Genomic DNA, 20,797 nt, shown 5'->3' with positions numbered 1-20,797 from the left:
AGTCAGATGATCACGGCTTCAGAGCTCACGCCGACGGAGATCGCACCGCCGGCGGGCTCAGGCGTCCCGACGCTTGGCCAGGACGAGCCCGATGGCGAACAGGCCGAGGCAGATCGCGGCGAAGTACACCAGGGAGCCCCAGGGGCCGAAGGGCATCCCCTTCACCACGGGCGGCCCGTCGGAATGCTCCACCTGCCCGGCGACGATGAAGTTGTCGCCGTTGACAAACGGCAGCCAGTGCTGGATGTGGCGACCGACCCGGGGGATCGCCGGCAACAGGCTCTCCGCCAGGAACAGGTAGACGAGCATGATCACGATCGCGCCCGCCGACTGCCGGATGATCAGACCCAGAGCCAAGGCAAAGATCGCCGCGAACAGGTAGACCAGACCGACACCGAAGACGTTGCGGTACTCCTGCGCCGTGTCCAGGGCCAGGGGGGCATCCGGCCTGATCAGCTTGGCGACGCCCCAGGAAGCGAAGGCGGTGAGCTCGCCGACGGTCCCCGCGAGCAGGGCGACGACGACGGCCTTCGCGAGCAGTGCCGGCGTCCGGGTGGGCACCGCGAGGAACGTGGACCGGATCGTGCTGAAGCGGTACTCGGTGGTGACCGCCAGCGCGGCCATCACCATCATCACCACGAGGCCGAAGTTGTAGGCGAACTGGGTGACGTTCGGGGTGAGGTCGGCGAGGTCGTTATCGCTGGTCGCCGCCGCGAAGATCGAGGTCAGCCCCACGGTGAGCGCGGTCGCCAGGATCATGCACCACCACGGTGAGCGGGTCGAGAACAGCTTGATCCGCTCGACGGTGAGCAGTGTCATCGTCCAGTCCCTCCTCGTGCCGCCTCGGCCGAGGCCGACGAACCGCCCCCGACACCCACGCCACCGGCATCCACGCCACCGTCAACCGACTGGCGGGGTGTCCCGGCCAGTGGACCGGCGGCAGTTCCCGCCGGCACGGGCCCCGGCGGAGCACCTGTCGCCGACCGGCTGTCGCCAGGCCCCGGCGTCCCGGCGTGGTACTCCACCTCGCCGCCGGTCAGTTGGATGAACGCCTGCTCCAACGAGCCGCGCTGCGCCGCCAGCTCGTGCAGGACGAGCCCGATCCGACCGGCCAGCTCGCCGACCTGCTCGGTGCTGCTGTTCGACACGAGGAACGCCGCCGGACCACCGTCGCCGGCGGCGACGTCTCGAACCGCGAGGCCCTGACCGGTCAGCACGCCACGCAGCCGCTCCATCTCCGGCCCGCGGACCCGGACCGCCGACTCGGACGCCATGTCGATGAACGCATGGGTACTGGTCTGGGCGATCAGCCGCCCGCGACCGATGACGACGAGCTCCTGGGCGGTCAGCGCCATCTCGGACAGCAGATGACTAGAGACGAAGATCGTCCGCCCCTCGTCCGCAAGTCGATGCATGAACTGACGAATCCAGAGGATTCCTTCCGGGTCCAGCCCATTCACGGGCTCGTCGAAGAGAAGGACCTGCGGGTCACCCAGCAGGGCCGTCGCGATCCCGAGACGCTGTGCCATCCCGAGCGAGAAGCCACCCGCCCGCTTGCCGGCGACCGAGGTGAGCCCGACGATCTCCAGGACCTCGTCGACCCGCTTCCCGGGAATTCGGTTCGCCGCGGCCATCCACCGCAGGTGCGAGCGGGCGGAGCGGTTGGGATGCACCCATTTCGCTTCCAGCAGCGCTCCGACCTGGCGGAGTGGTTCCTTCAGCTCGGCATATCGCTTACCGTCGATACGGACCTGGCCTGCGCTCGGATTGTCGAGCCCCAGGATCATCCGCATTGTAGTGGACTTTCCCGCACCATTCGGCCCCAGGAAACCGGTCACCTTGCCTGGCTGCACCGTGAAGGACAGGTCGTTGACGGCGACCGTACGTCCGTACCGCTTGGTGAGCCCTTGCGCCTCGATCATTCCCCTCCTTTCCGTGGAACATCACTATGTCGGGATGACGGACCGGACCCGGGCTGCTGCCCGCTCGGTAGGACCCGCCGACGGCAGGACCCGCCGACGGCAGGTAGGTAGGTAGGTAGGTAGGTAGTTGCACCGACCGGCCGCGCCTCCCCCGGTTGGCATCATCGTCGCGGAGCACCCACCATCGAGCCAGCCGCTATCGGCCAGCGGAGTGTCATCCTGCCGACAGGAAACAGGCCGTGAACCCGCAGCAGATTTTCCAGCACCGCGCCGAAATGCACGGTGACGTCACGCTCACCGTCGGTCCAGGCCCGCGGCTTGCCCGAGGCGACGTTCAGTATGCTAACCGATCGCCCAGGGCGGACCGTCGGCGATGGACCGGCTACCAGCCGAGGTGGCACCCGCTCGGCTCGCCGGCGGATCAGCCGGATCAGCCGGATCAGCCGGATCAGCCGACGATGACCGGCGCCAGCCGGGCCCACTGCTCGCGCGGGAGCCGGGTGGGAGTGGAGGTCAGCACCTGGATGGCCACGTGATCGGCACCGGCCTCATGGTGCTCGGCGACCCTGGCTAGCACGGAGTCCACATCGCCCCAGGCCACCACGGCATCGACGAGGCGCTGCGAGCCGGCACCCGTCAGATCGTCCTCGGTGAAGCCGAGACGGCGCAGGTTGTTCACGTAGTTCGGCAGCTTCAGGTAGAACGCGAGGGTGTCGTGCGCGACCGCCCGGGCCTGAGCCGGATCGGTGTCGAGGATGACCATCTGCTCGGGCGCGAGTAGTGCGTCCGGGCCAAGCAGCTCCCGGGCGCGCCGGGTGTGCTCGGGGGTGGTGAGGTAGGGCAGGGCACCCGCGGTGCGCTGCGCGGCGATCCCCAGCACGCGGGGACCGAGAGCGGCCAGCGCCCGGCCGGCCCGCGGGACGCCCAGCTCGTCGAGGGTGTCGAGATAGTCGACGAGGACGTCAACGGGACGCTCGTAGCGACGGTCGATCCTCTTCTCCACCAGCTCCTTGTGGCCGGCACCGAGCCCGAGCAGGATCCGGTCGGGGTGCGCCTTCGCCAGCATGGCGTAATGATCGGCGACGACGTCCGCCGGTTCGGTCCAGATGTTGAGGATGCTGGTACCGACCACCAACCGATCCGTGTTGTCCAGGATCGCGGCCGCGAGCTCAAGATCGCCACTGGCCGCGCCGATCCATACCGTCGGGACGCCAAGGGCCTCCACCTCGGCCGCGATCTCCGCCCGGGCCGGGACATCCTTCGGCCACTGCCGCTCGGTTGCCCACAACCCGATCCTGCCGACCTCTGCTACCACGACGAGCCCCTTCCGCGCAGGGAACTGCCACTGTCCGTGCCATTACCCCATCACGTCTGCTACCCCGTACGCACGCCCGGCATGTCGGCCGGTTCGTTGAATCTGTGGATCGGTAGTTCAGTGGATGGGCGGATCAGGGGATACAGGGGATTCAGGAACCGGAATGATCACGCGGACAGAGGGAGGTCGGGCACCGCGGTGGTCTGCGACACGGCGGCCTGCGGCCGCAGCTCGTCGAGGGACAGCTGGTGAACCGGCGGCCCGTCCAACACGATCCGAGAGGTCACGGTGAGATCGGCGGCCACATGCAGCAGCTCCCCGCTCTCCATCAACCGCCACCGAGGGTCCTCGTCCATCCGCTCGCTCTCGACCACGACCGCGGGCTTGGTGAGCAGGTCGAGAGAGCGGACCCGGATCTCGCTGAACGGACTCGCGTGATCAAGGTGGCGTTCGTTGCGCCCACCCGGGCCACGCCGAAGGACGTACAGGCCATTGGTGTCCGGATACCGCAGAGCCCAGAGGTCCCGCTCCGTGATGAGAATCATGTTGATGGAGTACAGCGGCAGGTTCTCGGCGGCCCNACGAGCGGCGGATGCGATTCCCTCGCCGACGTCCCCGTCACAGGCGTCGATCTCGCGGGTGACGAGGGCGAAGAAGCGTTCCGAGTCGGTGTCACCGAGGACCGGGAGACCGCCCGTGCCGAGCTCGGCGTCCAGCTTGTCCAGCCCCTCGATCACGCCGTTGTGCGCGAAGATCCGCCCGTTTCGAACGAACGGATGGGTGTTGTCCTCGCAGGCCCGGCCGGTGGAGGCGTGCCGGACATGCGCGACGAACGTCGAGGAGGTGACGTGCTGCGGCTCCTGGGCGAATGCCGTGTCGGCCCGGTTCCGAATGGCCTGTTTGACCACCCACGCGGTGCCATCGGCGTCGAATCCGCCGAGACCAGCCCCCTCCGGGGTCCGCAACGTCGCCGCCCGGGGACTGTCCGGCGCATCCAACAGCCAGAAAGTCGCCTGCACCCTCGTCGGCCCGCTGCTCATCGCGAACAGATGACACATCTACGCCCTCCCTCGCCGATCTCAACGGCTCCGGTACTGTGCCGGCCAGGACGCTACTGGTTCCCGCGTCCCAGACGCGGGTCCACCGAGCGGTGGCCGGGTCGATTCCCCGAAGCGAAAGGGGCAACGTTNCCCCCGCCCCGGCGCCCGCGACATGCCGACGAATCTGCACGCGAATCCGCTTTCGTCAACCCGTCAAGGGCCTGCTGGCGCATCGGTCCCGCCGTGAGGGCTGCCGTGAGGGCTGCCGAGCAGAGGTCGCACGGCACCCGGACCCCGTCCGGGCACTGGCCGGGTGCCCGCCGGGACGCTGCATGGTGCCGACGGGCAAGGCGGTGTTCCCCGCGCCCCGCCGGCCCCGCCGTGATCAACCTTCCGAGTCGTCACCCGACAACCGCCTGGGACCACTAACGGTGACACATCCGGATCGAAGCGACCATTGCATCCCGTTTTTTCCGTAAATTTGCATCACATCACGTGATCAGAAGGGCTGTCAGACCGCACGATGATCAACCCTTACCTGACCGTCGGATCCTGCTCGGGCGACAACCGCAACCGTGTCCGGCCACCCGTACGACCGCCGCCCCGGGCACCGACCGGGATGCCCGTACCAATTCGTTACCTTAAGTTTCCCTCGATCCCCCCGGAACCGCGGGACCATGAAGACGTCACTCCCCCTCCCTGGAGTAACGTATTTACGCTATTAGTCTTACTCNCCCGTTACGGCACGGCAGAATCGGGGACACGTGGCGGAGTCATTGGGATCTTTCCAGGCGCTGTGCATTCTCTTCTTCTGCGAGCAGTACCCGCCCGTCGTCTGGGACGGCGCGGGCACCTACACCGCGGCGCTGGCCACGGCACTCGCGAAGCTCGGCCACGACGTCCACGTCCTGTGCGCCCAAGGGCGTCATGTCGTCGACTCGGTGGAGGACGGGGTGCACGTCCACCGGCGCCCGTTACTACGGGTGCCGGTCAGCCGCGGGCTGGGAAAGCTCGGCGCCCAACTCCGGGGACCCCTGTACCCGCGTGACTCGCTGGCGCTGCGGGCCAGCCTCCCGCTGTCCTATAGCTTGTGGATGCGTCAACTCGGACTCAGACCAGACGTGATCGAGACCCAGGACGGGGAAACCCGCGGCCTGATCCAGGCCATACGTCGCTCCACGCCGCTCGCCATCCACCTCCACTGCCCGACCATGCTCACGGTCAGGCTTTCCGGCCAGCCGGTCGGGTTGAAGGGCCTGGTCGCCGACCGGCTGGACCGGACATCGGCGAGCCTGGCCGCCGTGGTCACCTCACCGTCGCAGCTGCTCGTCGACACGCTGCGGGAGCAAGGCTGGTTGGGTGACCGTGAGGTGGAGGTGATTCCCAATCCGTTCGACGCCGAGCCGTGGCTCGACATACCCGACGTCGCCGACACCACGCCGACAGTCGCCGTCGTGGGTCGACTCGAGGCCTACAAGGGCGTGGACGTGCTGCTCGACGCGTCGGCCCGCCTTCGTGGCGCGGGGGTGGCGCACCGGCTGGTGCTCGCGGGACGCTCGGCGGGNGAGATCAACGGGGTGCCCTCGGGCGAGTGGCTGGCCCGCCGGGCCCGCCAGCTTGAGCTGGACGTCGAGTTCACCGGGCACCTGTCCGGTTCTCAGATCCGCGACGTCTACCGGCGGGCCCGTGTCGTCGCCGTGCCGAGCCGCTTCGAGAGCTTCTCGATCGCGGCCGTCGAGGCGATGGCGGCCGGCCGGCCGGTGGTGACCACGACCCGGGCCGGAGTCGCGCCCTTCGTCGAGCGGTGGGAGGCCGGATCCTCGGTACCGGCCGGCGATCCGGTGGCGCTGGCGGATGCGCTGGCGCCGTTCCTGCTTGACCCCGCGCGGGCGAGCGCGTTCGGGGCACGGGGTCGCCTCGGCGTGGTCGAGATCGAGCCCTCGGCCATCGCTCGCCGCAAGGTCGAGGCGTACCAGCGCGGCATCGCCCACTTCGACACCCGCAACCGGCAGCAACACCCCCGGCCGAGCCACGCGGCCGCCGATTTATACCCCGACCTGTCCCGGGAACGGCGCCGCCACCGGCACTGGCCCGCAGCCCGGCCCTGAGGTGGCACCCGGCCCTGAGGTGGCGCTCGCAGGCTGACTACCGGCTGCCCCGTACCTGGTGACCGGCCCGCCACGGCCGCTCGAAGTCGAGGTGCCGCAGCGCCCCCGCGGCGACGTAGACCTCGTACGGACTCCCCAGGGTCGCGAGCAGGGAGCCGGTCACCGGGGTGGCGGCGTCGGACGCCGCGTCGTCCTCCCCCACCTGGGTGGCGTGCTCCGCGAGGGCCCTGCGCTGCCGCGCCCGGAAACCGCGGGCGTCCACGAGCAGCGGGCGGCGTTCCCGCAACCGGCGGACCGGCTGGACGAACAGACGCTCAGCCGACCAGCCCGCCGTCCCGTAACCCAAGGTCCAGGGCCAGTGCGTCCAGAACCAGACGGTGTATTCGAGCACCTGGCCGCGATANCCGGTGGTGGCGACCGCTCGGCGCACCGCCTCGTTGGTCGCGTCGTGGTCCGGGTGCCCCTCGCACGAGGTCGGCGCCAAGATCTGCTCGGGCGCGAGGGTCTCGATGAGCTCGGTGAGCCGCGCGGCGATGGCGTCGATCCGGTCGGAGAGCTCGGCGTCGGGGAAACCAAGAAAGCGCACGTCGGACTCGTCAACGTCCAGCAGGGTGCAGGCCCGGCGAGTCTCCGCCTTGCGCACCTCGATCAACTCCGCTGGCGGGAGCGTCACCGGCTCCGCGCGGGAGCCGTCGCTGACAATCACCACCGTGACCGGGGTGCCGGCGGCCCGCTTACGCATGATGGCCACCGCGCAGCCCAGNGTCTCGTCGTCGGGGTGTGGTGCGACGACGAGACACGACCTCGTCGTCATGGACGAGGTGATGTCGATGCCTCGCCGGGTCCAGGCCCGGCGCCACAGCGACCGCGCCGGCACCATCACCCGGTCGCGCACCGTCTCCGGATCACCCGGGATCACCCGCCGGACCACCTTCGCCACGTTCATCCCGTCGACCTCCCGTATGGCGGCGAACACCGGCCAGCGGACGCGATCCGAGATCGACGCCGTGGCCGCGCTCACTGTAGCGACCGCCACCGACATTCCGCCCTCGGGTGGTGTTCCCGCAGGTCCTCGCCATGTTCGTTCACGAGACGCCGATGGGCGCAGGGCAGTTCTTCGCCGGGTTCGGCCCCAGCAGACATGGCGAAAAGACCTGGTCAGACCCCGTCTGACACACGTCTCCCAGAGTGGAGCGGGCGACGGGAATCGAACCCGCGTTGCAAGCTTGGGAAGCTCGTGTTCTGCCTCTGAACTACGCCCGCGTAGCGCATTCGCATCGTACCGGACGGACCGGGTCGGGTGGGGCCCCGGGCTGTCCGGCGCGTCCGGCGCGTCCGGAGTCAGCCGTCGATGCTGTTGACGGAACCGCTAGGGCCGGTAGGACCGATACGGCCGCCGGTCCCGGGCAGGCGCAGGAAGCGCAGCGGCTCCCGGCCCGAGGGCTGCTTCGGCCGTTCCAGGACGGGCGTCGGCGGGACCTCCATGCTGACCGGCTGGCCGGGAACCACCCGGACGGTCTTGCCGTGGTGCAGCAACGTCATCGCCGGCCCCGCGGGGACGGTGTAGACGGCCGTCGAGTCGGAGACCTCCACCCGCAGGTGCCGCCCGCGGACACAGAGCCCGAAGGCCAGCCTGGTCAGTCCCTCGGGCAACCGCGGCGCGAACGAGATCACCTCACCGCCGTCACGCAGCCCACCGAAGCCCTCGACGAGGGCGATCCAGCTTCCCGCGAGGGAGGCCATGTGCAGCCCATCTCCGGTGTTGTGCTCGATGTCATGCAGATCCATCAGGGCGGCTTCGCGCAGGTAGTCATGGGCGAGCGACAGGTGCCCACACTCAGCGGCCAGCACCGCCTGGGAGCATGCCGACAGTGACGAGTCCCGAACCGTCAGAGCTTCGTAGTAGGCGAAGTTGCGGATCTTCTCGTCCATCGTGAAGGCGTCACCCCGGCGCTGCATCGCCAGGACCAGGTCCGCCTGCTTGATGACCTGCTTGCGGTAGAGGTCGAAGTACGGGAAGTGCAGCAGCAGAGGGTACTGCTCGGGCGCGGTGTTCGCGAAGTCCCAGACCTGGTGTTCGGTGAATCCCTCGGACTGCGGATGGACGCCGAGATGGGGGTCGTAGGGGATGAACATGTTCTCGGCCGCGTCCCGCCAGGACGCCGTGACCTCGGCGTCCACGCCCAGCTCGGCGGCCCGGTCGGGATGGCGGCGGGCGGCGTCCGCCGCGGCCACGAGGTTCCGCTGCGCCATCAGGTTCGTGTAGACGTTGTTGTCGGCGATGGCCGAGTACTCGTCCGGGCCCGTGACACCGTCGATCCGGAAGCGGCCGTCGAGGTCGTGATGTCCCAGCGACCGCCACAGCCGGGCGGTCTCGATCAGGATCTCCAGCCCCACCGTGCGCTCGAACCGCTCGTCCCCGGTGATGGTGACGTAGCGGGCGACCGCGTCGGCGATGTCGGCGTTGACGTGGAAGGCGGCCGTCCCGGCTGGCCAGTATCCGGAGCACTCCTCTCCGTGGATGGTGCGCCAGGGGAAGACGGCGCCCTTCAGATTGAGCAGATCGGCTCGTTCCCTGGCCAGCGGCAGAGTCGCGTACCGCCAGCGCAGCGCGTCGGCGGCCGCGTCGGGCGCGGTGTACGTCAGGACGGGGAGCACGTACGACTCGGAGTCCCAGAAGGCGTGCCCGTCGTAGCCGGGGCCGGTCAGGCCCTTGGCCGGGATCGCCCGCCGCTCGGCCCGCGATCCGGCCTGCAGGACGTGGAACAGCGCGAAGCGAACGGCCTGCTGCACCTCCGGATCGCCGTCGACCTCGACGTCGGCCCGCTTCCAGAAGGCATCCAGGTACTGCCGCTGCTCGGCGACGAGACCGGGCCACCCGGTCTGCCGCGCTGCGACCAGCGCCGCGGCCGCTTGGTCTCTGAGGGCCGGCAGGGACCGTTGCTCCGACCAGCCGTAGGCGATGAACTTGACCATCCGCAGCTTCTCGCCCGGGGCGAGTACCGCCGTGGCCGTCACCCGGCCGGCGTCCGGCTCGCTCTCCGAGGAGACACCCAGCGAGTCCGGCCCGGCAAACTCGTGGTCCATGGCCGCGGCGACACGGATCTCGCTGCGGTGGGTGATGTGGACGAGCTCAACCATCGTGCCGCTCGCCCGATGGCGCTCGGATCGCAGCGGCGACTCCAGCGCGGACGCGGCCCGCGGGTCACCGTGCCAGGCCGGCAGCTGCTCGTTGGCCACCAGCTCCGACTGGATGACGACCCGCGCCGGGTCGCCCACCGGCTCGATCTCGTAGTACACGGCCGCGATGGAACGCTGCGAGAACGACACCAGCCGCTCGGAGTGCACCCGGATAGTCTGCCCCGCCGGCGAGACCCATTCCACGTCCCGCCGGAGCACGCCCTCCCGGAAGTCGATCGCCCGCTGATGCGACCGCAGATCGCCATAGCGGATGTCAAACGGCTCGTCGTCGACAAGTAGACGGATCACCTTGCCGTTGGTGACGTTGATGACCGTCTGGCCGGACTCTGGATATCCGTAGCCGGCCTCGGCATAGGGCAGGGGCCGCAGCTCGTGGACCGAGTTCAGGTAGGTGCCCGGCAGGCCGTGCGGATCGCCCTCGTCGAGGTTTCCCCGGAGCCCGATATGGCCGTTGGACAGGGCGAACAATGACTCGGAGCGGCCCAGATCGGAGATGTCGAGACCGGACTCCTGGATGGACCACGACTCGATCAGATAGGACGCTTTGTCGATCATTCGGGGCCGGGCCCGGAGCCGTGGCCGAGCAGGTCCGCCAGGTCGTTCACCACGATGTCGGCCCCGTGGGCGCGCAACGCGGCGGCGTGCCCCACCCGGTCGATCCCCACGACCCAGCCGAACCCGCCGGCCCGCCCCGCCTCGACGCCGGCCAGGGCGTCCTCGAACACCGCCGCCCGCCGCGGCGGCACCCCGAGCAGCCGGGCGCCGGCGAGGAAGGTGTCGGGCGCGGGCTTTCCGGCGAGGTGGTCACGGGCGGCAACGAGGCCGTCCACCGCTCCGTCAACGAGGGCGTCAAGCCCAGTCGCCTTCAACACCTCGGCGCAGTTGGCGCTGGAGGAGACGACCACGCGGGGGATCCCCCGCGTGGCCAGTTCCNGCAGATACGTCACCGAGCCGGGATAGATGTCCACGCTGTCCCTCCGAATCCGTTCCAGCAGGAGGAAGTTCTTCCGGTTGGACAGCCCATGCACGGTGAGCGCGGACGGCGGGTCGTCCGGTGTTCCGTCGGGAAGCCTGATGTGACGGGCGTCGAGAAAGGCTCGCACACCGTCGNTCCTGGGCCGGCCGTCAACGTACTCGACATAGTCATGCTCGAGGTCGAAGGGGACGAACGGCTCTCCCGACCGCTTGGCCCAGTTCTCCAGGAAATCGTCGAACGTCTCTTTCCACGCGGCCGCGTGGATCGTCGCGGTGTTCGTCAGCACGCCATCCAGGTCGAACAGACATGCCTCGATGTGATCGGGTAGCCCGAGCATCCGTCCCGCCTGTCCCTTCCGCCCCAGCCTTCCCCGGGGGCACCCGTCCGACCGGGTATTCATCGACCGGCCACGTGCCTCCTACCCGGGTCACGCTCCGTCTCACTCTTCCACGCGGCCCCATCCTCCTCCGGGTGGACGGTGAAGATCGACCGCTCATGCTCTAACGTCCGGGACGTGCTGTTGTCCGACCGGGACATCCGGACCGAGATCGCCACGGGCCGGATCCGTCTCGACCCCCACGACCCTGGCCTCATCCAGCCGTCCAGCATCGATCTACGGCTGGACCGCTGGTTCCGGGTCTTCGCCAACCACCGGTACAGCCACATTGATCCCTCTCTTGAGCAGGAGGATCTCACCGAGCTCATCGCCCCGGAGGGCGACGAGCCGTTCGTCCTGCATCCGGGCGAGTTCGTCCTCGGCTCGACGCTGGAGATCGTCACCCTGCCCGACGATCTCGCCGGCCGGCTGGAAGGGAAGTCGAGTCTCGGCCGGCTCGGGCTGCTCACGCACTCGACGGCGGGCTTCATCGACCCCGGCTTCTCCGGGCACGTCACGCTGGAACTGTCGAACGTGGCGACGCTGCCGATCAAACTCTGGCCCGGCATGAAGATCGGCCAGCTCTGCCTGTTCCGGCTGTCCTCGCCGGCCGAGCACTCGTACGGCTCGACCATCTACGGTTCGCGCTACCAGGGTCAGCGCGGCCCGACCCCGTCGAGGGCCTACCGGGACTTCACCCGCGCACCGGTCCCGAACGGGGAGATCCCCCCAGGCTGACTTCCTTGTCTTTCAGCTTCCTCGCCTTTCCAGAGGGTTTTATGTCCGATTTATCCCTCTGGAAAGGCAGGGACGCAATTTAGCCGACAGGCTCGGCGGACGCCTCGGTCGGAGCCGCTGGCGCCGACGGCGCCAGCGAACGGGCCAGGAGCTGGGAGACGTCGAGTACCTCGACACCGTCCTTCGCCTCGCCGCTCAGCTTCTTCTCGGTGACGGCATCGGTGAGCATCACGATGCAGAACGGGCAGGCGGTGGACACGACGTCCGGGTCGAGGCCGAGGGCCTCCTCCATCCGGTCCACGTTGACCCGCTTACCGATCTTCTCCTCCATCCACATCCGCGCGCCGCCGGCACCGCAGCAGAAGCCGCGGTCCTTGCAGCGGTGCATCTCCTGGCCCCGGATGCCCGGAATCGCCGCCAGGATCTCCCGCGGCGGGGTGTAGACCTTGTTGTGCCGCCCGAGGAAGCAGGGGTCGTGGTAGGTGACCGACGACTCCACCCGGGTCACCGGTACCAGCTTGCGCTCCTCGACCAGTTTGCCGAGCAGCTGGGTGTGGTGGACGACCTCGTACTGACCGCCGAGGGCCGAGTATTCCCGGGCGAGGCTGTTGAAGCAGTGCGGGCAGGTGGCAACGATCTTCTTGACGCCCGTGGCGTTCAGCAGCTCGATGTTCGCCTTGGCCATCTCCTGGTACAGGTACTCGTTGCCGAGCCGGCGCGCCGGGTCCCCGGTGCAGGACTCGTTCGTACCGAGGATCGCGAACTCGACCCCGGCAGTGTGCAGGAGCTCCGCGAAGGCCCGCGCGACCTTTTTGGCGCGGTCCTCGATCGCCCCGGCGCAGCCGACCCAGTACAGGTACTCGACGTCGTCGGGGATCTGCTCACCGTCGCCGAGGACACGCACCTCGAAGGGCAGGCCCTCGGTCCACTCGGTGCGGGTCCGCGGCGAGACGCCCCACGGGTTGCCGTTGTTCTCAAGGTTGCGCAGCATGACGCCGGCCTCGGACGGGAACGCCGACTCGATCATCACCTGGTAGCGACGCATGTCGACGATGTGGTCGACATGCTCGATGTCCACCGGACACTGTTCGACGCACGCGCCGCAGTTGGTGCACGACCACAGGACGTCGGGATCGATGACCCCGCCCTCCTCCTCGGTGCCGACCAGCGGCCGGTCGACCTGCGGCTGACCGGGCTGCGGCACCCGGCCGAAGCCGGACTCGGGCACGTGGTGCACGGTGTGGGAGGCGGAGGCGTCCTCGGCGATCCCGGTGACCGCCTTCGGCGCCTCCTCACCCTCCGCCGCGCCTTCGGTGGACAGCAGGTAGGGCGCCTTGGCGAAGAGGTGGTCACGCAGATCCATGATCAACAACTTCGGCGACAGCGGCTTGCCTGTGTTCCACGCCGGGCACTGGCTCTGGCACCGCCCGCACTCGGTGCAGGTGGCGAAGTCGAGCATGGCCTTCCAGGAGAAGTCCTCGACCTTGCCGACGCCGACGACCGGCTCGTCCTCCTCCATCAGCTTCTCGATGTCGGGAGTGGTGGCCAGCGGGCCGAGGGCCACCGGCTGGCGCTTGAGCACGACGTTGATCGGGGCCAGGCCGATGTGCAGGTGCTTCGAGTAGACCACCAGCACCGAGAAGCCCATGATCACCGCGATGTTGAGCAGCAGGAAGGCCGTCTCGATGCCCTCGTTCACATCGTGGGAGAGACCGGAGAAGATGCGGCTCACAGCGTAGGACGCGAAGGCCCACTTCGTCTGGCCCTGCGGGAGGTTGCCGGTGTTGTACTGGGCACCACGGTAGAGCAGCAGCGTCACGATAACGGCGGTGATCAGGCCGAGGNTGACCCAGGCCGGCCCGGTGTGCGAGCCGTAGAATCGCGACTTGCGCTCCAGCCGCGCCGGGGCGTTCTTCAACCGGATGATCGTGAAGGCGACCAGGCCGGCGAGGACCGCCACGGCGAAGAAGTCCTCGAGGAAGCCGATGGCCGCCCAGTGCCCGAATCCCGGGATGTGGAAGTCGTCGTCGAACAGGCCGCCGTAGGCCTCGATGACGGTCAGCAGCAGGATCGTGAAGCCCCAGAAGGTGAAGAAGTGGGCCGCCCCGGGCACCGACCACTTCAGCAGCTTGCGCTGCCCCCCGACCTCGCTGATCTCCGTCCAGACGCGGGTCGGCAGGTCGTCGAGCCGGCCCTCGGCCGGCTGGCCGGACCCGATCAGCCGGAACAGCCAGAAAACCCGACGCCCGGCAACCGCGAGAGCAATCAGCGTGATCGCTCCACCGATCGCAATTCTCACAGCATCCTCCATCTGGCACCCACTATCGCGGGCGAGCCTGCTCGTACCGACCAGCAACGTATGGGACGAGTGGCTCACGCCACCCGGACAAGTGGCCCGCGCCACCGTATGGGCGGGTCCGGTCCCAACCTCCCGGCCAACCCGTCTGTCCGGGTCCCCACCCCGGACGTAGGGGCACTATGAGGCCGACAGCGAACCCGCTCACCGTCGACCCTGCCACGACGTGGTCCGAGCGGCCCGATATAGGGGGTCCGAAGGCCCGATCGTCCGCGCGAGGTGCACGGGACTGCTACGTTCAGCGGCAGATGCCCAACCGACACGCAACGCCTCGCACCGTCACGACTACCACGGCGCCCCGGATCCCGCCATCCCGGAACGTCGCTCCCCCGCCGGGAGCCTCCCGGGCCGACGAGGTCAACCCTTGTGCCGGCAGGTGCTTCGACGCACCATAAGGACAGCCTTCGCCCACGGTGACCGGGCGATCGTGTGTCCCGCGGTGCTCGCCACCTTCACGTTGTGCCTGGGCCCGGTGCCAGCGCTGCCGCGACGACGCCCGGCGTGCTCCGGCGGACGGGCCCTACCGACGTTGACGACCCCGCGAACGACAACTCCGCGAACGACAACTCCGCGAACGACGACCCTGCGAACATGGTGGGCACGATGGCGACGATCACCCGGCCGACGATGACCCGAGTCGGCCGCCCTGGACACTCCCTGCAGACGGAGTACCTCCGGGCCAGGGAAAACCAGGCACTCGTGCGGCGGGACAAGCTGAGCCGCGAGGTACCCCGCACCGCGGTGCGCTCGGCCCTGGTAGGACTCGCTCTCGCCCTCGTCATCGGCTTCGGCCTAGGGCTGCCCACGGTCGCGGTCGTCGTGTTCCTGCTGGTCTTCATCGCCTGGCCGGCCGGGATCGTGATCGCCTCGTTCGGGACCGCCCCCGACGTCGAGTCGCTGCGCGAGGGGGCCGAGGCGGAGCGCAGGACCGCGCGCGCCATCGCCCGGCTGCGCCGCCAAGGGTACGTCATCCTGCACGACCGGGCCGTCCCCTACTCCGAGGCGACCATCGGTCACCTCCTGGTCGGGCCCGGCGGGGTGATGGTGCTCAGCAGCGACAACAACAAGGGCACCGTGCGGTACAAGAAGGGTGGGGCGACCTGTGACGGAGAGTCACTCAAACCCCCGATCGACCGCACCGCCTGGTTGGGTGGCGAGGTCCGCAACCAGATCCGCGCGGCACTGCCGATGCTTAAGATCCCGATAAGTCCGATCCTGGTGATGGTCGAGGCCAACGTCCTGTGGAGCGACGGCGCCCTCGACGGAGTGACGATCATCAGCATCAAGGACGTCGTCAACTACATCCGGCGCAAGCCCGGCCGACTCAACCCCGGTGAGGTCCAGCAGATCGTCGCCGCCACGGAACGGCTGTTTCCGGCCTACTCGGCCAACCGCCTCGCCGAACAGATCACCGTCGGTCGGGACCAGTGGCTGACCCTGATGGATGCGCTGCGCACGATCCGTGAGCGCGACGGGGACGCTTCCGAGATGCTCGACCGGCTCGCCCAGATCGAGTCCGACCTGGGCCGGCAGGCCGACCTCATCAACCGGACCGGAATGCCACTCGCGGTTCCCGGCCGGGCGGGCGCCGGCGAGGCCACGAGCGGCGGGCCGGACGGTCCGTCGGCTGCCGGCATGGGGCCGGTTCCCCGGCTCGGATCACGCGCGGGCGGACGGCCACGCCCGGGGGCCCGCCGCGGGCGCATCCTGGCCGCCGTCCGACCGCCCCGGGAGACGACGGACCCCGACGCCGGCCAGGCGCCCGGCGACGGTGCCGCGGGTGGCGACGATGCCGCGGGTGGCTCGGCCCCGCAGCCACCCGCCGGAAGCTGACGCTCTCCCGTTCCACCTCCCATTCCACGCCCTGCCGGCTCCTCCCGCCGGCTCCCCTTCCGGTCCCGCCCGGCGACGCTGGCGGGAATTTCCCGGCCACACATAAAGTTGAGCGTGTCAGGCTCACCTCTGTCGGGCTATGATGGGAGCCGTCATCATGAGTCAGAGCGACTCAATACACCGACCTGACTTAACGTTGGCGGAACCGAGGCGTCCCGGAGTGATCCTCAAGCCTCGGTTCACCGACAGGTTCCATCCCCACGAGGTCGGTGCGCCCGTCTGATCGGCGCCACCGACATGATCGAAAGGCACACAGACATGGCACGAGCGGTCGGTATCGACCTCGGCACCACGAACTCCGTCGTGAGCGTGCTCGAGGGCGGCGAACCCACGGTGATCGCCAACGCCGAGGGCTCCCGGACGACCCCGTCGGTCGTGGCTTTCGCGAAGAACGGCGAGGTCCTGGTCGGCGAGGTCGCCAAGCGTCAGGCGGTGACGAACGTCGAGCGCACCATCCGGTCGGTCAAACGCCACATGGGCACCGACTGGAAGATGAAGGTCGACGCGAAGGATCTCACGCCCCAGGAGATCAGCGCGTTCATCCTGCAGAAGCTGAAGCGGGACGCCGAGTCCTACCTCGGTGAGACGGTTACGGACGCGGTCATCACCGTCCCGGCGTACTTCGACGACGCCCAGCGTCAGGCCACCACCGAGGCGGGCACGATCGCCGGGCTCAACGTCCTGCGGATTGTCAACGAGCCGACCGCCGCGGCCCTCGCCTACGGGTTGGACAAGGGCGAGAAGGAGCAGACCATCCTGGTCTTCGACCTCGGTGGCGGCACCTTCGACGTCTCCCTGCTGGAGATCGGCGACGGTGTCGTCGAGGTGAAGTCCACCTCCGGTGACACCCACCTCGGTGGTGACGACTGGGATCAGCGCATCACCGACCACCTGATCAAGACCTTCAACGGCCAGCACGGGGTCGACCTCGGCAAGGACAAGATGGCCCTGCAGCGGCTGCGGGAGGCCGCCGAGAAGGCGAAGATCGAGCTTTCGCAGTCCACCCAGACCGCGATCAACCTGCCCTACATCACCGCGTCGGCCGAGGGTCCCCTGCACCTCGACGTCTCGCTGTCGCGCGCCGAGTTCCAGCGGATGACCTCCGACCTCATCGACCGCTGCAGGCACCCCTTCCAGCAGGCGGTGAAGGACGCGGGGATCAAGGTCAGCGACATTGACCACGTCGTCCTCGTCGGTGGTTCCACCCGGATGCCCGCCGTCGTCGAGCTGGTCCGCGAGCTGACCGGGGGCAAGGAGCCGAACAAGGGCGTCAACCCGGACGAGGTCGTCGCCGTCGGCGCCTCGCTGCAGGCCGGCGTGCTCAAGGGCGAAGTCAAGGACGTCCTGCTCCTCGACGTCACCCCGCTCTCGCTCGGCATCGAGACGAAGGGGGGGATCATGACCAAGCTCATCGAGCGCAACACCACGATCCCCACCAAGCGCTCGGAGATCTTCACCACCGCCGAGGACAGCCAGCCCTCCGTGCAGATCCAGGTCTTCCAGGGCGAGCGCGAGATGGCCGCCTACAACAAGAAGCTCGGCATGTTCGAGCTGACCGGCCTGCCGCCCGCCCCGCGGGGCATGCCCCAGATCGAGGTCACCTTCGACATCGACGCGAACGGCATCGTGCACGTGTCCGCGAAGGACCTGGGCACCGGCAAGGAGCAGTCGATGACCATCACCGGCGGCTCGGCGCTGCCGAAGGACGACATCGACCGCATGGTCCGCGACGCCGAGCAGTACGCCGAGGAGGACCGCAGGCGCCGGGAGGAGGCCGAGACCCGCAACAAGGCCGAGACGCTCGTCTACTCGACCGAGCGGTTCCTCGCCGAGAACGGCGAAAAGATCGACGCCGCGGTGAAGAGCGACGTGGAGGAGAAGCTCGGCACGCTGCGGGGCGCCGTCGCCGGCACCGACACGGCGGCGATCCGCGAGGCGGCCGACGCGCTGGCCGCGGCGAGCCAGGCGATGGGCCAGGCCATGTACGCGCAGGCCGCCCAGGAGGGCGCGGGTGCCTCCGGCGGCGCCGGAGCAGCCGACGACGACGTGGTCGACGCGGAGATCGTGGATGAGGAGGACAAGAAGTGACCTCAGGCCAGGCCGCGGACTGGTGGGGTTCGTCTCGGCCCGACGGCCGGGACGAGGCCGAAGAGCCCCCGGTGGTGGTGCGGGACCGGCGCCGGATCGATCCGGAGAGCGGCGAGGTCCGGCCGGAGGCGGCCGCGCCTCCCGGCCCGACGGCCACGGAGGTTCCACCCGCCGGAGTCCCGGCGGGTGAGGGTGACGGTGAGCTCGTGGCGTCGCTGCGCCAGCAGGTCACCGAGCGGACCGCGGACCTGCAGCGCCTGAAGGCCGAGTTCGACAACTACCGTCGGCGGGTCGAGCGAGACCGTCAGCAGATCGGCGAGCAGGCGACGGCGAAACTGCTGGCGAGTCTGCTGTCGACCCTCGACGACATCGGCCGGGCTCGTGACCACGGCGATCTGGAAGGCCCGTTCAAGGCGATCGCGGAGGCCCTGGAGGCGGCCCTGGAGGCGACCGGGCTGGAGCGCTACGGGGCGAAGGGCGACGAGTTCGACCCGTCGGTCCACGAGGCCCTGATGCACTCCTACCGGTCGGACGTGAGCGGGCCGACCTGCGTGGACGTCTTCCGGGCGGGTTACCTGCACGCGGGCAAGGTGTTGCGGCCCGCGCAGGTGTCGGTCGCGGAACCGTCGGGCGAGGTGGACGAGATCGTCGATCAGCCGGTCGAGGCGGAGGTCGTCGCCGGGGCCGGCGAGGTGCCGGGGAGCGGCCCGGGCCAGGCAGGCGGACCGCCGGATCGGCCGACATCGGTCCCCGATGACACGGGCAGTGTGCCCGGCCCGGACAACGGCGGGCCCNCTGTCAGCGCCGGCTGAAAAGGGGNGCCAGGNCCGTCCGGCCGTCCGCGAGCCGGGGTCTGACGGACACGGCGGGCCACCGCCTCGCGCGGACGACATCATGAGGGAAGGAGGGGCGCCGTGAGTGTTCGCGACATGGTCGAGAAGGACTATTACGCCGCTCTCGGCGTTCCAAAGGACGCCTCGGCGACCGACATCAAGAAGGCGTACCGCGGGCTGGCCCGTGAGCTGCACCCCGACAAGAACCCGGGGGACGCCAAGGCCGAGGCGCGCTTCAAGGAGGTCTCCGAGGCCTACGACGTTCTCTCGGACGAGGGCCGTCGACGGGAGTACGACGAGGCCCGCGCGCTGTTCGCGGCCGGCGGTCGTCCCGGCGGCGGCTTCGGCGGGCCTGGCCGAGCCGGGGGTTACGGCGGGTTCGGCGCGCCCGGCACGGGCTACGGCAGCGGGCCGAACCTCAACCTCGACGACCTTCTCGGGGGGGCGAACGGCGGCCTCGGCGGCATCTTCGACAACCTGTTCCAGCGGTCGTCACCCGGACGCGGTCCGCGTCGGGGTGCCGACATCGAGGCCGAGGTCACGATCCCCTTCGAGAAGTCGCTGACCGGCCTGGAGGCGTCGGTCCGGCTTCCCGGGGCCGCGACCTGTACCACCTGCACCGGCAGCGGGGCGCGTCCCGGCACGACGCCGCGCACCTGCCCGACCTGCCGTGGGCTAGGTGTGGTCTCCCGCTCCCAGGGTGGCTTCGCGCTCTCCGAGCCCTGCCGCGACTGCCTGGGCAAGGGCACCCTGATCGACCATCCCTGCCCGGACTGCCGGGGCACCGGCCGGCGTGAGCGTGAGCAGCGCATCCGCATCCCAGCCGGGGTGAGCGACGGACAGCGGCTGCGGGTCCGGGGGCGTGGTATACCCGGCGAACGGGGCGGACCGGCCGGCGACCTCGAGGTGACGGTGCACGTGCTGCGCCATCCGGTGTTCGAGCGGGAGGGGAGCAACCTGGCGATTACTCTCCCCGTGACGATCACCGAGGCCGCGCTCGGCGCATCGATACGGGTGCCGACCCTGGACGGTGCTCCGCTCACGATGAAGGTGCCGGCGGGGACCTCCAGCGGTCGACGCCTGCGGGCCCGCGGGCGGGGTGTCCCCACAGCCGGAGGCGGGNACGGGGNCCTCATCGTCACCCTCGAGGNGACGGTACCGAAGCCGAGTGATCTCTCGCCACGGGCACGTACGGCGTTGCTGGAGTTCGCCCAGGCCCATCCCGAGGACCCACGGGCGCCGTTGATGGAACGGATGGAGGCAGGCGGATGACCGGGCGGCCGAACCGCACATCCGACCCGCCGCCCGCCCGGCGTGGGCGAGCGACGGGAACAGGGCGAACAATGGGGGCAGGGCGAACAGGGGAACGGCAGCTCCAGCGGGGGCCGGCGGCGTCCCCCACCGAGGTTCGGCCGGACACCGAGGTTCGGCCGGACACCGAGGTTCGACCGGAGGGCTACTACCCCGCCGGCCCGCTGCCGGGTCCGGCCCACGACGAGGACGCACCGGTCTACGTCATCTCGATCGCCGCGCAGCTCGCCGGGATGCATCCCCAGACCCTGCGGTCCTACGACCGGCTCGGGCTGGTCACGCCTGGGCGCACGGCCGGGCGGGGGCGTCGTTACTCCGCCCGGGATGTGGCGTTGCTGCGCGAGGTGCAGCGACTGTCCCAGGAGGAAGGCGTCAACCTGGAGGGGGTCAAGCAGATCCTCCGGTTGAGCGCCCAGGTGATGGCGCTGCAGGCGCAGGTGCGTCAGCTCACCGAGGAGCTCGCCCGGTCCCGCGCCGACGCGGACCGCGCGGTGGCCGAGGCGCATGCCAGTCACCGGCGTGACCTCGTCCCGGTGGATCGCGGCGCGCTCGTGGTCTGGCGGCCGCTGCCCCGCCGCTGACCGGCCGGGGCGGAGCCGGCGAACGGATGCGGGAGGTTCATCGCGGCGCGCCCGCAGGG

At 69.6% G+C, this 20,797-nt stretch carries 15 protein-coding genes and 1 tRNA gene; 7 read left to right on the top strand and 9 right to left on the bottom strand.

The window, feature by feature from the left end; translation table 11 throughout:
- Positions 1-57 precede the first annotated feature (57 nt).
- From ALLO2_RS01700 to ALLO2_RS01680, 4 genes are all read right to left on the bottom strand, one after another.
- On the bottom strand, positions 58-819 hold the full coding sequence (locus ALLO2_RS01700) for an ABC transporter permease (RefSeq protein ID WP_011438694.1): 762 nt from the start codon (positions 817-819) through the stop codon (positions 58-60).
- Positions 816-1,922, bottom strand: a complete 1,107-nt coding sequence (locus ALLO2_RS01695; protein WP_011438695.1) for an ABC transporter ATP-binding protein — start codon at positions 1,920-1,922, stop codon at positions 816-818. The genes ALLO2_RS01700 and ALLO2_RS01695 overlap by 4 nt, the downstream gene beginning before the upstream one ends.
- 448 nt (positions 1,923-2,370) lie before the next feature.
- Positions 2,371-3,237 (bottom strand): LLM class F420-dependent oxidoreductase, encoded by an 867-nt coding sequence (locus ALLO2_RS01685; RefSeq protein ID WP_011438697.1) that lies wholly within the window; start codon positions 3,235-3,237, stop codon positions 2,371-2,373.
- 167 nt (positions 3,238-3,404) lie between these two features.
- Complete coding sequence (locus tag ALLO2_RS01680; RefSeq protein ID WP_035729165.1) at positions 3,405-4,295, bottom strand: class II glutamine amidotransferase; 891 nt, start codon at positions 4,293-4,295, stop codon at positions 3,405-3,407.
- Positions 4,296-5,041: 746 nt separating this feature from the next.
- Here ALLO2_RS01680 and ALLO2_RS01675 point away from each other — a divergent pair.
- Complete coding sequence (locus ALLO2_RS01675; RefSeq protein ID WP_011438699.1) at positions 5,042-6,385, top strand: glycosyltransferase family 4 protein; 1,344 nt, start codon at positions 5,042-5,044, stop codon at positions 6,383-6,385.
- 37 nt (positions 6,386-6,422) lie between these two features.
- Here the strand turns inward: ALLO2_RS01675 and ALLO2_RS01670 are convergent, their stop codons facing one another.
- From ALLO2_RS01670 to ALLO2_RS01655, 4 genes are all read right to left on the bottom strand, one after another.
- Entirely contained in the window at positions 6,423-7,421 is a 999-nt protein-coding gene (locus ALLO2_RS01670; RefSeq protein ID WP_232234820.1) for a PIG-L deacetylase family protein, read from the bottom strand.
- Positions 7,422-7,574: 153 nt separating this feature from the next.
- Positions 7,575-7,648 (bottom strand) — tRNA-Gly (locus ALLO2_RS01665).
- Positions 7,649-7,726: 78 nt separating this feature from the next.
- Positions 7,727-10,141, bottom strand: coding sequence for a glycoside hydrolase family 65 protein (locus ALLO2_RS01660; protein WP_011438701.1), 2,415 nt, complete (start codon positions 10,139-10,141; stop codon positions 7,727-7,729).
- Positions 10,138-10,899 carry a beta-phosphoglucomutase family hydrolase gene (locus tag ALLO2_RS01655; protein WP_035729163.1) on the bottom strand — a complete coding sequence of 254 codons (762 nt, stop codon included), beginning with the start codon at positions 10,897-10,899 and terminating at the stop codon, positions 10,138-10,140. The genes ALLO2_RS01660 and ALLO2_RS01655 overlap by 4 nt, the downstream gene beginning before the upstream one ends.
- A gap of 177 nt (positions 10,900-11,076) precedes the next feature.
- Here ALLO2_RS01655 and dcd point away from each other — a divergent pair, with 177 nt between their 5' ends.
- Entirely contained in the window at positions 11,077-11,676 is a 600-nt protein-coding gene (gene dcd, locus ALLO2_RS01650; protein WP_011438703.1) for a dCTP deaminase, read from the top strand.
- 79 nt (positions 11,677-11,755) lie between these two features.
- Here the strand turns inward: dcd and ALLO2_RS01645 are convergent, their stop codons facing one another.
- A complete protein-coding gene (locus ALLO2_RS01645) occupies positions 11,756-13,975 on the bottom strand; it encodes a (Fe-S)-binding protein (protein ID WP_035729161.1) in 2,220 nt (739 codons plus the stop codon).
- 660 nt (positions 13,976-14,635) lie between these two features.
- Between ALLO2_RS01645 and ALLO2_RS01640 the strand changes: the two genes are divergently transcribed.
- The 5 genes from ALLO2_RS01640 (at position 14,636) to ALLO2_RS01620 (ending at position 20,738) form a co-directional block, all read left to right on the top strand.
- Positions 14,636-15,865 carry a nuclease-related domain-containing protein gene (locus ALLO2_RS01640; protein WP_035729369.1) on the top strand — a complete coding sequence of 410 codons (1,230 nt, stop codon included), beginning with the start codon at positions 14,636-14,638 and terminating at the stop codon, positions 15,863-15,865.
- A gap of 318 nt (positions 15,866-16,183) precedes the next feature.
- Positions 16,184-18,013, top strand: a complete 1,830-nt coding sequence (gene dnaK, locus ALLO2_RS01635; RefSeq protein ID WP_023840676.1) for a molecular chaperone DnaK — start codon at positions 16,184-16,186, stop codon at positions 18,011-18,013.
- Positions 18,010-18,825, top strand: a complete 816-nt coding sequence (grpE, locus tag ALLO2_RS01630) for a nucleotide exchange factor GrpE (RefSeq protein ID WP_035729159.1) — start codon at positions 18,010-18,012, stop codon at positions 18,823-18,825. Before dnaK ends, grpE begins: the two co-directional genes overlap by 4 nt.
- 102 nt (positions 18,826-18,927) lie before the next feature.
- Positions 18,928-20,118, top strand: coding sequence for a DnaJ C-terminal domain-containing protein (locus ALLO2_RS01625; protein ID WP_035729157.1), 1,191 nt, complete (start codon positions 18,928-18,930; stop codon positions 20,116-20,118).
- Entirely contained in the window at positions 20,115-20,738 is a 624-nt protein-coding gene (locus ALLO2_RS01620) for a heat shock protein transcriptional repressor HspR (protein WP_023840675.1), read from the top strand. The genes ALLO2_RS01625 and ALLO2_RS01620 overlap by 4 nt, the downstream gene beginning before the upstream one ends.
- The last annotated feature ends 59 nt before the right edge of the window (positions 20,739-20,797 follow it).

It is taken from the genome of Frankia sp. Allo2, from assembly GCF_000733325.1.
GTDB lineage: Bacteria > Actinomycetota > Actinomycetes > Frankiales > Frankiaceae > Frankia > Frankia casuarinae.
Note: the sequence above shows the minus strand (reverse complement) of the source record. Positions and strands in the feature narration are given on the sequence as shown.